We start from the raw sequence: 12744 nt of genomic DNA, 5'->3' as shown, positions 1-12744 counted from the left end.
AGCCGGGCCAAATTCGTTACTGTGCTCTCATGACTGTAATCTAGACTACACTTCATGCGGCTCGAGCAACTGCAAGCATTTTTATCGGTAGCCCAAACAGGGAGTTTCCAACAAGCGGCCAAGAAATGTGGGGTGACCCAATCAACCGTAAGTCGGCAAATTCAAGGACTGGAATCTGAACTGGGGCTCCCCCTCTTACATCGCGGTGCTCAAAGCAAACTCACCTTGGCAGGGGATCAGCTCCTCCCTCATGTGCGTAAAATTTTGACCGAATGGCAAGATGCCACCCAGGAAATCAATGATCTCCGGGCCGGTAAACAGCCTGAACTCTGCGTTGCGGCAATTCATTCCGTCTGTGCCCATTACTTACCGCCAGTGCTCCAGAAATTTTGCCAGCTCTACCCAGAAGTCCAATTGAGGGTCACATCCTTGGGGAGCGACCGTTCTTTGAAAGTCCTCCAAGATGGTTTGGTTGACTTAGCCATTGTGATGAACAATCCGTTACTAACAAGTCGCTCAGAAAATGTTGTTGACTGGCTGTACAACGAACCCATTCAAGTTCTGATGTCTTCAGAACATCCTTTGGCGTCCCACGGCGTTGTGCCTTGGCCTGAGTTAGCCAAATTCCCACAAGTGATGTTCAAAGACGGGTATGGGATGCAGCGGTTGGTACAGGATCAGTTCAAAAGCCAAGGTCTAGATCTGAAAGCGGTCCTTGAACTCAATACCCTAGATGCCTTTCGAGGCGTCATTCGCCAAGGAGAAATGATTTCTCTATTACCCAGGGGGGCTTTAGTCGATTCTCTTAACGATCCCTCCCTGGCGATTCGAGACTTGGCTGCACCTGAAGCCAAGGATATGGATCCACAATTAAACCTGACTCGCGAAGTTGTGATGGTGACCACTCAGGACCGCTTGTTAATTCCACCTATTGCTAATTTTCGACGTTTAGTTCATGATTCATTCATCTCCAATATTCCATAAAGCCCATTAAGAGGAGATGTGGGTAAATTGCTACACAAGTATCAAGGTGACCCTTGATTCTAGAGTTGGCAAAGTAAACAGCCATGAGTCAGATTTTTAGAGAATTTTTAAAGAAAGTCGGCAGTGGGAGGCATACCAGTAAAGATTTAAGCAGAGTCGAGGCCCAATCCGCCCTGGAAATGATGTTGCAGCAAGAAGCCACCCCCGCTCAAATTGGGGCTTTTTTAATTGCGCACCGCATTAAACGACCCACTGGAATCGAGTTGGCTGGTTTTTTGGATGCTTATGAACATCTAGGCCCGGCCTTACCCGCTGTGTCTGCGTCCTCTCCCGTAATCGTGTTTAGTGTTCCCTATGATGGGCGCTCACGTACGGCTCCTGTCTTACCTGTAACTGCCCTGATTTTAGCCGCCTCGGGCTGTCCGGTGTTGCTTCATGGTGGCGATCGGATGCCCACCAAGTATGGCGTACCCTTGGTGGATCTTTGGCAGGGATTAGGGGTGGATTGGTCCCATCGATCTCTGGCTCAAATCCATCAAGTTCTATCCAAATATGGCCTCGGGTTTATCTATCTACCGGAGCAGTTTCCTTTGGCCCAAGGAATGGTGGAGTTTAGGGATCAAGTGGGGAAGCGTCCGCCTCTAGCGACCACGGAGCTGCTCTGGCAGCCCTACCTAGGGGAACATCATTTGATTGCAGGGTTTGTCCATCCCCCCACGGAAAATATGATGCGGGAGGCTTTAGCCCTGCGAGGGACAGACCATTTCACCACGATCAAGGGATTGGAAGGGAGTTGTGATTTGCCCCGCGATCGCAAAGCAATACTCGGTCTCAATCACCCCTCATCCGAACAAACCTGGCAGCGCTTAATCCTCTCGGCTCGAGATTATGATCTCGGAGGACCTGAAATCCCCTACACTTCCACCAAAACACTGCTAGAGCAACTTCATGCCGTCTTAAACGGCCAAACCTGCGAATTGATGCCTGCCGTCTTATGGAATGCAGGCTTCTATCTTTGGCATGTGGGGATTAGCTCCAGCTTGAATGACGGACTGCAAGCAGCAGAAAATCTATTAACCAATGGGACAGCCAAACAAACCCTTACCCAAGTCCAGGCATTCCTAGCAGACCTGTAAAAGCATGGAGAAATTTTGATCCCCTCCATCATCATCGGTTTTGCGCCATTCAAAACGCTATGAACCAGCCAACATCCCTCACGCAACAGAATTATATTGTTGGTCTAGTCTTAGCAGGGGGACGAAGTCGACGCATGGGATCGGATAAAGCGTTGCTCTGTTGGCAGGGCGTCCCCATGCTCCAGCGAGTTTGTCGCGCTGCCCTGCAGTGCTGCGATCTCGTTCATGTACTCACCCCTTGGCCTGAACGCTATCAACCCGTGATACCATCTTCCTGCATTGTTTTACGGGAACACCCACCTGATCAAGGCCCCTTAGTGGCACTCTTAGCAGGCTTGAATCAACTCCAAACAACATGGGTACTTCTGCTAGCATGTGATTTACCCCTGCTCCGTCCAGATATTCTCAGGGAATGGTTAGCCTTATTACCAAATACCCAAGCTTTAGCTCTAGTCCCCCATCAGCCTGAGCAATGGCAGCCCCTGTGTGGGTTCTACCATTATCAAAGCCGTTCATCTTTGCAGTCCTTTATCCAACAAGGCGGGCAATCTTTCCAGGATTGGCTATCCCGTCTTCCAGCCCAGAAGATTGCCATAGATACCCAATCCCAAGCCATGTTATGGAATTGCAACACTCCCCACGATTTAATCCCACCTGAGGTTTAGTACCATGTCTACGTCACCAGACTTTCCAGCCGAAGATTGTCTCTTTTTTCAGTTTGAGCAAGAGTTTATCGATGATTTACGCTGTATCCCTATGGTTGTTCGCTTCAAGCTTGACACCTGTGGCATCAAACTCAAGCTTGCCCAGTGGAATCAATTTAGCGAAGATGAGCGAGAACAATTTACCTTTCAGCCCTGTTCCTCTGAAGATGAGATTGATGACTATCGGGAATTTCTCCAAGATTTGATCTTTATGTATTCAGAAACAGAAGCTGCTGAAGTCCCGGTGGATGACAATCCACCCTGGCTCGATGAAACCAAGATCCCATCTGATCTAGTTGCCAAAGCCAAATCATGCAAGACCGCCATTAGCCTCAAACAGTGGAAAGGCCTCAGCCCCCTACAGCGATTTGCTTTAATCAAGCTCAGTCGCCCCAGCCATGAGAACAAAAACTTCGAGCCAGCTTTAAAGGAATTCCAATTGGCCTAGCCCCCTACTGATCTGCAATCAATACCACTTGTTCAATGGGACGATCTCGTAATAGTCGCTTGGGCACCCCGCCTGGATGGGTCGCATAAATAGCGCTGCCATTGGTATAAACCACACCGCCATTAGCATCAACATCATAGGAGATGACTCCATCTCCGATTACCTGAACCTCACCATCTGAGCGTTGACAGATCAGTTGCCAAGATCGAGGCACGAGGGCAGGTGAATCTTGATCTCCAAACCGTCGATTTTTCTCTGCTTCGGCTTCAGTGTTGATGATATTGCCCCAAATCAGCAAGTCTTGTTTTGCTTGTATTTTGGGCTGACCGGGTTTTACCAATGGCTTACCCGTATAGGTCTGGGTAAAGACATTGAGCCATTCATAAATCGCCTGAATGAGTCGAAACGGCATCAGAAGAATATCTTTGAGCAGGGTCAAGATATTCAACCGCTTTTGACGAGCTTGATAGGGGCGTCGAATGTAATACAGCGAGCCATCCGCTACCATCTTGGGAGCGAGCAAATCAAATTGGTCACTCTCTGCTACCGTAGTCATTTCTCCTGACTGAAAATCCAATTTTTCAATCGAAAAAGGACTTTGCTCTAGGACGAACCCTTCTGAGTTGCGGGCAATACCGGCAGACTGAAAGACTAACGCTTTTTGAGCCCCGGACAGCCATTGGGGTGCCAAATCAATAGAGTCTCCAGCAGTGATCTCTTTGGGTCTGGCCCCATCAATCGGCATCACCGCAATATTTGCGGAACCATCTTTGTGCATAACGGTACAGGCAAACTCATCTTTTTGGGGATGAACATTCAAATGCTGAACCGCAAAATCGGAATTATGAAATAGACGCTGTTCTTGGTCTTGCGTAGCATCTAAGGTAAACACACCAGTCACATCCCCCACGGCCAGAGTATAAAGCAATTGACCTGGGCTACAAGGACTGACGGATCGGATGGCAACGGGGAGTTTGGCCTCTCCCATCGCTTCCATTTGTTGTAAGAAAGCTTGGGGGATCATGCCTGCCATAGGATTTTTATCCTTCCAAGCATTTCGCTGCTGACGTTTTAGGGTCCGGTCCTGTACCTCTTGCCCAAATTGGCTATCAATCGTTCGAACAGGGTCATCGCCTAATTTGAGGTGTAATTTACCACCTGCAAGGTATGCAAAGTTAAGGCTCATAGGTGCAGGAATGAAATGTGGTGAATATCTACGATAGCAATTTTATTGACAACTCAATCAGTCTTTGTCCTTGGGGACTGCAGCTACACCTCAGCCGTTGATCCTCAAAGGAAGAAGATTGCAAAGCCTAAAGGATGGTGTTGACGTACATCCGTAGATGACACCCTCATCCTTGGGAACTAGAATCGGCTCTCTGCCTATCCTTATGGGATAGCTTGAGAATAGTGCTATAGCCCGGATCTAGTCCACTTTTGGTGATGCGGAATAAGAAATACAATTTAAAGCCTCGATACGTGCCAAATTGACTGAGAATTATAACGGTAGATCAAGGGTTTCAGCCTAATTTAGTTTTTATCTATGAGCAGAATTACAATACATTTTTCTGGATCACCTAAAGAGGACAAGATCCTATAGCTCCACTAAGAGATTGGTACTACTGTCCCTGTCCCGTTAAACAGGTTATCCCTGAGTACCTAGTATTCCAGCCAAGCATCAGGGATAACGGTCAACGAAAGCGATTGAAACTGGATCAGCTTTTGGCCTTAGCTAACATCAAGTTGGACTCATTCGGCCCAAAGTTATAGCCAATACCAAAATTAAGCCGCTGAATATTGGCATTCTTCTGATAAATCTGATTGAGATCCGTCTGGTATTCTTCCGCTGTAAAGGGCGCTCGAGGTGCGGTGTAATTCCCGTAAAACGTTAAATTCCACTTGTTATCCTCAAACACTCGCACTGGCATGCCCGAATCATCCTGTAATAAATTCGTGGCCTTCGACAAAGTTAACTCTCGAATCTGTTTGAAGGTTGAGTCATAGTGCATCAAATAAGACGCGGCTTTCAGGTAAGTATTGGGCTGATCTAGATTTTTGACAAACTGGGTCAACTGAGGGGTTTTCTTGAGACCATCATCCGAGAGATCGGTCGAGAAATAGTAAAGGGTCCGAGGCTTCTCCTCATTCGCAGCGGTGAACGTCACCTTCACTCCAGGGACCATCCCCTTAGCTTTCTCATTGGTGGGTTGCACCATCCCACTGCTATCAATGCCAATGTATTCCACATCCAGCACTCGATTCTTGGTCCGAGCCAGAAATACCAATAGCACCGGCAACACCCCTTGTTTCTGCAAATCCACCTTCATATCGTTGGTGCGAAAGAAGCTATATTGCAGGATGGCAAATAACGAATTCTTGGCTTCTAAAAGTTTCAAATTTTGCTGATCTGGAGAAAGCTGAGAAAAATCAGGCAGCGGCCCTACAGGTTCTAGAGCAATCAACACATATTCTTCAGCCTTAGGGAAAAAGGTGTTGGCGTACAGAATATCGGGACCGCTAAAGGGATAAAACAACGGTTGGGTGGAGTTATGCAAATCAGCAATCTCAGTAGCAGCCCATTGCCGAACCTTGGACAGCTGTTGATCTTCTAGCTTGTTAAAGGCATCTTCTAAAAAGTTGTGGTGACTTACCCAGGTGGGCCGGTTTTGCACCTCACTAAACTCACTATCATCACCGACTTTCATCCCTGCCAATAGCTTGGAGATATCCGTCCAACGCGCTGCTTTGACTTCATCAATTTGGGGCGTAGTCGGTGTTTCCCCTGGTGAGCCTTCTGGAGAGGTTGAAGGGGCCGAAGCGGTTTCTGTTTTCGCCGCGGTGGTGGACTGATTAGCGGAATCACAGGACTGGAGTCCTCCGCCCAATAGTAGGGCTGCCGTTAAGATTAGAGATAAGCGCATATTTTTCATAATGTTTAGATGTCTATGCAAGTTTCTGCTTAGAGGCAATGAAATAGAGCGGGAGGCCTAAAAGAATCGTCCCTAAGCCTGCCAAGGATTCCATCGGTTTTTGCTGGAGTAAAAACACTAGAACCCATACACTCATGGCGAGGAAGATTAAAGGGGTAATGGGATAGCCCCAGGTTTTGTAAGGGCGGGGTAGGTCTGGGAACCGAAAGCGAGACACAAATACACCTAACACGGTCAAAAAAGAAGACAGGATCAGCGTAAATTCCAAGTAGGTCAACACTGTTTCAAATTGCTTCATAATCACTAAGGCAATCACAATAGCGAGCTGAAGTAAGAGCGCATAGTAGGGAACGCCACTGCGATTCTTTTTGGCCAAAATTTTGAAGAAAGGAATATCCTCTCCAATGGATTGGGTTACCCTCGGGCCGGCCCATACCATCGAGCTAATGGAAGAGATTAATCCCAAGGAGATAAATAGAGCCATCAGCTCAGCTCCTGGGAAACCCAAGATGGGATTGCCCTTAAAGATTTGATCGGCAGCAATATAGCCGACTTCTAGCTTCCCGGCCATTAAGTCGATGGGGGTGGTGTAGAGGAAAATGAAGTTAATCAGCAGATATAAAACCATGACAATGGCAGTCCCCAACAATAGGGAACGGGGTAGGTTCTTCTCCGGGGATTTAACTTCACTGGCCAGGTAAACTGCGGAGTTCCATCCTGAATAAGAGTAGGTGACATACACCAAAGAAATGGCAAAGGGGGCACTCATAATTTGAGAAATGTCCGCATGGGTGGGTGCGAAATTGATCTCTTGGCCAGTACCCAACGCAAAGCCAGCTAAAACTAGAAACACGATCAGCAGAACTTTGAGCAGGGTAAAGATCTGCTGAAACGAACTACCTAGTTTGAGGTTTTGGGAGTGAATCAAGGTCACGAGAAGAACCACAGCTAAGCCAATGATGGTGGGATCTGCCGTAGGGAACACTTTGGCAAAATAAGTACCCAGGGCTATGGCCATCAGAGCTATGGGAGCGGCAAATCCGACGGTGACGGAGACCCAACCGGACAAAAACCCAATGACCGGATGGTAAATCTGGGAGAGAAAATGGTATTCACCGCCAGAGCGAGGCATGGATGCACCGAGTTCTCCATAGGCGAGAGCACCACAAAGAGCATAGACGCCTCCTGCCAGCCACAGAAAAAGCAAGGAAAATCCCGATTGAATACCTGCGACTTGAAATCCGAGACTGGTGAAAACCCCAATCCCAATCATGTTGGCAATCACCAAGCAAGTCGCCGTAAACAGGGTGACCTGCCTGGATGTCTCTGGAGCCACGACAGGCGCACTGTCGACGGAATGAGATGGATTGAATCCGGTCATAAATATCAGAAGAATTTGTCAGTATATAGAAATCTTTTTCAAGCTAGCGAACGCTGCTTGCCCCGACCATGCACCGTTTGTCTAGTGTTAACGGTGATCCGAGTCAGAGTTCTGACAAAGCGTACCCATGTCTATGAGCAAATCTGACAATGCGCCTAGAAGGACTTTACAAGGGGAAACAATTTAAGGATTTGACGGCTCAATTCCGCCGCTACCCCTTAGTTTTCAAGAGAAGGGGGCAGCTGGAAAAGCTCTAAGTGATTTGAATTTTTAGACCATGGGATTCTTGGTTTAGATCTTAAAAAACCACTGTTGTCGGTACAGGACATAGGCCACAATCCACCAGAAGCAGAGGGTGAGAAACGCAAAGAGGAAAGACCCAACATCTGGACTGGTCCACGTTAAGAATAGATTTTGAAATAACCACGTAAAGGCGTTTATAGCATCCTCTCCAGACCCCAGTTTGGTGAGGACTAAGACTTTAATCACCAACACCGATGCCATAAACACCACAATGGAATTGAGACCTAGAACCTCAAAAGGTTTACTCCAAAGGCGAATGCGTCGGACTTCGATCAACTCATAGCAAACCGCTAGCAGAATCAGCGCAATGCCGACGGTAAAAAGCACATAGGAACTCGTCCATAGCTTTTTATTAATGGGGAACCAAATGCTCCATAACAATCCTAAGCCAGTACTGATCAAACCATAGGAGGCCAGAGCCAGACTTTGACGGCTGGTTTTAATCTTGAGACCGCTGCCTCGTTTCCGAATCCAGTCTCCCGCAAAATAGCCCAGTAGCACGGTTGCGATCGCAGGCAAAGTACTAAACAAGCCTTCTGGATCACCCATGGAATTAAACTGATCCCCCACATATAAGTGGGACGAACCAATAATCAGGCGATCCACATAAGCCCCAAAGTTACCCGTACGAGTCAGGTTGCCAGCCCCAAATTCTGGCACTGGGATAAACGAGAGGGCCAACCAATACCCCACCAACAACAGCCCTGTCATTCCCCATTGGCTCTTGCGGGGCAGCTTTAAGATCACCAATGCCGAGACTAAATAGGTCAAACTAATTCGCTGTAAAATCCCCATCACCCGCAGCGTACTCAAGTTATAGGACCAAAACCCATTGAGAAACAGCCCCAAACCGAATAGAACCACACTACGACGAAGGATTTTGAGATAAACTCTTCGTTTGGGTTGAGTCAAGGAAGCTGTATGTCGGGCCATGGAAAAGGCCATCGACGCCCCCAGAACAAATAAGAAAAATGGAAACACCAAATCTGCAAGGGTCCAGCCATGCCAATCTGCATGCTGGAGTTGAGGATAAGCGTCTTTAACTAAACCTGATTTATTGACCAAAAGCATGCCAGCAATGGCGATCCCTCGAAACACATCCAGGGAGCTAAAGCGTGACGAGGAATAAGAATAGGTCATAGGTTTTGAAATGACATCAGACGGCTTGCCGATAAATAGTCTGGAAGTTGTAGCTGCAGAATCAATATTTATAGGTTGAAAGACATCCTACTGGTATTCGCTCCCCGTCTAAACAAAGAGAGTCACATTCTTTAATGATTGCAGCCGCCCATCTGAGTAGTCCTCTGTTCTACACCTTTTTCTTAAGGAAGCGTGAAGATATCAAATCAGACCTGGGCAACGCTAAATTAGGCTCGCTACGATGGGGATGAGGTTGTCCATTGTTTTTTGATTAAAGAAAAAAATAAAGAAGTCAATTACAAGATCAATAAGGGAAATATTGATTTGAGGGTAAACGCCAGCCACATTGAACTTTCAAGTCTTGCCTGTCTAGTTCTCTCTGACGATTTACCAATGGTTTGGCTTTATCTAAGGGTTTGCGGTTAATCAAGTAATGTTTGGGAAAAATTTAAGAGTTCGTGTCGTCAATCGACAGTATGCATGGTTGGCGGCAGCATGCCTATGCTTAGGGGTTAGCTCGATTGCTATTCAAGCAAATTTGAATCAGATTGCCGTTGGGGGATTACCAGAGGAGGTCAGTCTCTCAGAAGAGAGTCCTTGGCTAACGGATACTGACTCTGGATTTCGTACTGCTCTAAAGACAATCGATGACATTGATCTAAAACAGCGGCGTCATTATCACCCGCCAACCAAGTTTCAGGGAGTAACCATTAATGGCGTAAAACTACCTTCTGATCAAAAAGTCATTGCTCTCACGTTTGATGATGGCCCTTGGCCCAAAACCACGGCCAAAATGCTAGACATCCTCAAAGAGCATCAAGTAGAAGCGACATTTTTCGTGGTCGGTAGTAATATTACCCGATTTCCAAAATTACTCCAGCGAGTCGCAAAGGAAGGTCACGCCATTGGTAACCATAGCTGGAACCATCAATACTATTACCATCACCCCGCTTTGGCCCAAAAAGAGATCCAGCGGACTGCCGAGATTATTGAAAAATATACAGGCTTCAAAACAAAACTGTTTCGGCCACCGGGAGGGTATCTCCACAACGGTCTAGTAGCCCACGCTCGTTCCCAAAAACATGTCACTTTGATGTGGACCGTGGATGATACCTATACAGGCACAGTTGATAAGGTCATCAACAATGTTCTCAATAATGCCTCCCCTGGAGGGATTGTCTTGATGCATGATGGCGGCGATAATCGCCAGCTGATGATCCAAGCCCTGCCTCATATCATTACTCGTCTCAGACAGCAGGGGTATAAACTTGTCACCATTCCCCAATTGTTGGAATTAGCAAAAAACTAACTAGAACCCCGGACAGTCGCCACCACTTAAAAGGTCTCCCGTTGCCCAGGCTATTGCTGGTCGAGTCAGAGTAGATTGATATACTACGCTCACACCGCAATTGATAACCTCTTGGCAACCAATTTAGAGCGAAAATTAGCTGAATTACGGGCATCTCTCAGGCCTGGCCAGCAAGAATTAGCAGATTGGCAAGCTGGTCCGCTAGCTGTTTCTGCTGTACCGGGTGCAGGGAAATCCTATGGTATGGCGGTGGCTGCGGCGATCACCCTAGGGCGTCAAAATCTAAATCGTGCCCAACAGCTGGTGATTGTCACGTTCACTCGCTCAGCGGCGACACATCTCAAACAGCAGGTCCGAAAACATTTACGCGAGCTACAGCTCCCCTTAGGTGGGTTTACCGTGCAAACCTTACATGGGTTAGCCCTCAATATTGCTTCCCGTCATCCCCAACTTTCGGGGATTCATTTAGACCAAGTCACCCTGATTACCCCCAACCGGCACCATCGCCTCTTGCGCCACTGTGTTGAACAATGGGTGGCAGATCATCCTCAAATGTACCAAGAGCTCCTGGTTCGAGGAGCTTTTGATGGGGAAGAAACGGAGCGGTTACGTCGGCAGTCAGTGTTGAGATCGGATTGTTTGCCGGAATTAGCTGCGATCGCAATTCGCGAAGCCAAAAGTTCGGGACTCAGCCCTCAGCAGCTCTATGCTTTGGCCGAACAGGTGCAAGATGAGGTATCGGTACTTGCGATCGCAGCTGGTCTTTACGAACGATACCAACAACTACTCCAAGCTCAACAGCTCATTGATTATGACGATATGATCCTAGCGGCTCTGCAGGTGCTCGATAACCAGAGCGCTCGCCAAGTCTGGCAAAAACAGGTCTTTGCCGTTTTCGAAGACGAAGCCCAGGATTCAACCCCACTCCAGTTCCGTTTACTGAACAGATTAGCTAGTCACGAGGTCTCCAAAGCAAAACCCAATCTAGTCCGCGTTGGCGATCCCAACCAAGCCATCAACTCTACCTTTACCCCTGCCGACCCCATTTTCTTCCGAGAATTTTGCCAACAGAGCCAAGCTCAACAGCGATTAGCAACCATGAATCAGGCCGGACGCAGCTCTACCATCATCATTCAGGCTGCTAATTTTATGCTGGACTGGATCAATCAGTCTCAATTAGCAGGACAAGAACAACCCTTTCAACCTCAGACGATTCAAACGGTAGCCAAGCACGATCCTCAAGCCAACGCAAATCCAGCCCATGAAGGACGAGGACTAGAGATATACACACCAGAAGATGTTTACCAAACGGCTGATCTCATCGGCCAGCGGGTCTGCCAACTGCTGACGGATCATCCAGACGCCAATGCAGCCATCCTAGTCCGGGAAAATAAACAAGGGAGCTTTCTAGCAGAGCGCCTCAATCACCCGGATCAAACGGTGACTCTAGCCGCTCATGGCATTGACATCCTCGATGTGGGAGGTGGCAGCCGCCAGACGCAAGTTCCCTTTGAAATGCTGACCATTTTGCAGTTTTTAGCCCGTCCCCATTCTCCCAAAACCCTCAAAGCAGCCCTGCAAATTTTGGTCGATCGGCAACTCATCCCAGCCCAAGAGGTCCATCCTTTAGCCAGTCAACCTGAAATTTTCCTCTATCCAGGCCCGCTAGAGCCACCCCAGTCGGAGCAGGTGCAGGAAGCCCGTAGTTTTTGCTGCAAGCTGTTGCGATCACGATGGGAATTACCTCACTATCGACTGATTTCTTTTTTAGCCTTATCCCTGAAATACAATGCCGCCGAGCTAGCCACTGCCGATAAATTAGCAGCACGACTCTCTCAACAAGTTCAGGGGGCACCGTCGATGACAACGACCTTACCCATTTTGCAAGAGCTAATCAGTGCCGAACGGTTTGATCCCGTTGACGTTGAAGATGTTGAGTCCCAGTATTTACGTCCACGCCAACTCACGATCATTACCATGCACAAAGCCAAGGGGCTGGATTGGGATTTTGTATTTCTGCCGTTTCTACATGCCCGTATTATTCCAGGGGAATTAAGAATTCCTGCAGCTAGCCAATTCCTTGGCCCCTTCAGTTTGGCAGAAGTGGCTCGGGCTCAAATCCGAGCTAATGTCCATAACCAAGTCCCATTACCAAATGTAGAAGAGGCGTGGCAACGGGCTAGCGATCTCAAAAGTGCAGAAGAATTTCGTCTCCTCTATGTCGCGATGACCCGGGCTAAACGACTGTTGTGGATGTCTGCAGCCAAACAAGCCCCCTACAATTGGAACTGGTTTGACTGGCAACGCCAAACGAAGCTGGATAAGCAGCCTCCTTGTCCTGTCCTGAGGCCCTTACAGGCTCAATTCCAATCCGATCAAGCCCCTAACTCAACGCCGTCCAGGGTTTGA

At 47.9% G+C, this 12744-nt stretch carries 10 protein-coding genes; 6 read left to right on the top strand and 4 right to left on the bottom strand.

The window, feature by feature from the left end; all coding sequences use genetic code 11:
- Nucleotides 1-54 precede the first annotated feature (54 nt).
- From AM1_RS19865 to AM1_RS19850, 4 genes are all read left to right on the top strand, one after another.
- Nucleotides 55-984 (top strand): LysR family transcriptional regulator, encoded by a 930-nt coding sequence (locus AM1_RS19865; RefSeq protein WP_012164691.1) that lies wholly within the window; start codon nucleotides 55-57, stop codon nucleotides 982-984.
- An 83-nt stretch (nucleotides 985-1067) separates the two neighbouring features.
- Nucleotides 1068-2120 (top strand): anthranilate phosphoribosyltransferase family protein, encoded by a 1053-nt coding sequence (locus tag AM1_RS19860; RefSeq protein ID WP_012164690.1) that lies wholly within the window; start codon nucleotides 1068-1070, stop codon nucleotides 2118-2120.
- Between the two features lie 59 nt (nucleotides 2121-2179).
- Complete coding sequence (locus AM1_RS19855; RefSeq protein WP_012164689.1) at nucleotides 2180-2785, top strand: molybdenum cofactor guanylyltransferase; 606 nt, start codon at nucleotides 2180-2182, stop codon at nucleotides 2783-2785.
- A 4-nt stretch (nucleotides 2786-2789) separates the two neighbouring features.
- Nucleotides 2790-3272, top strand: coding sequence for a nitrate reductase associated protein (locus AM1_RS19850; RefSeq protein WP_012164688.1), 483 nt, complete (start codon nucleotides 2790-2792; stop codon nucleotides 3270-3272).
- A 4-nt stretch (nucleotides 3273-3276) separates the two neighbouring features.
- On the opposite strand, the gene AM1_RS19845 is transcribed toward AM1_RS19850, so the two are convergent.
- The 4 genes from AM1_RS19845 to AM1_RS19830 all read right to left on the bottom strand — a co-directional run bounded on the left by AM1_RS19845 (nucleotide 3277) and on the right by AM1_RS19830 (nucleotide 9026).
- On the bottom strand, nucleotides 3277-4458 hold the full coding sequence (locus AM1_RS19845) for a TolB-like translocation protein (RefSeq protein WP_012164687.1): 1182 nt from the start codon (nucleotides 4456-4458) through the stop codon (nucleotides 3277-3279).
- Between the two features lie 529 nt (nucleotides 4459-4987).
- Entirely contained in the window at nucleotides 4988-6202 is a 1215-nt protein-coding gene (locus AM1_RS19840; RefSeq protein ID WP_041660030.1) for a hypothetical protein, read from the bottom strand.
- A 13-nt stretch (nucleotides 6203-6215) separates the two neighbouring features.
- Nucleotides 6216-7583, bottom strand: a complete 1368-nt coding sequence (locus AM1_RS19835; protein ID WP_012164685.1) for an APC family permease — start codon at nucleotides 7581-7583, stop codon at nucleotides 6216-6218.
- 291 nt (nucleotides 7584-7874) lie between these two features.
- Entirely contained in the window at nucleotides 7875-9026 is a 1152-nt protein-coding gene (locus AM1_RS19830) for an acyltransferase family protein (protein WP_012164684.1), read from the bottom strand.
- Between the two features lie 433 nt (nucleotides 9027-9459).
- On the opposite strand from AM1_RS19830, the gene AM1_RS19825 reads away from it, so the two are divergent.
- Together AM1_RS19825 and AM1_RS19820 are read left to right on the top strand one after the other, a co-directional pair.
- Nucleotides 9460-10335, top strand: a complete 876-nt coding sequence (locus AM1_RS19825) for a polysaccharide deacetylase family protein (RefSeq protein WP_012164681.1) — start codon at nucleotides 9460-9462, stop codon at nucleotides 10333-10335.
- A 111-nt stretch (nucleotides 10336-10446) separates the two neighbouring features.
- Complete coding sequence (locus AM1_RS19820) at nucleotides 10447-12744, top strand: ATP-dependent helicase (RefSeq protein WP_012164680.1); 2298 nt, start codon at nucleotides 10447-10449, stop codon at nucleotides 12742-12744.

It is taken from the genome of Acaryochloris marina MBIC11017, assembly GCF_000018105.1.
Taxonomy (GTDB): domain Bacteria; phylum Cyanobacteriota; class Cyanobacteriia; order Thermosynechococcales; family Thermosynechococcaceae; genus Acaryochloris; species Acaryochloris marina.
The sequence above is the reverse complement of the archived record's forward strand: the minus strand, read 5'-3'. Positions and strand labels throughout refer to the sequence as shown.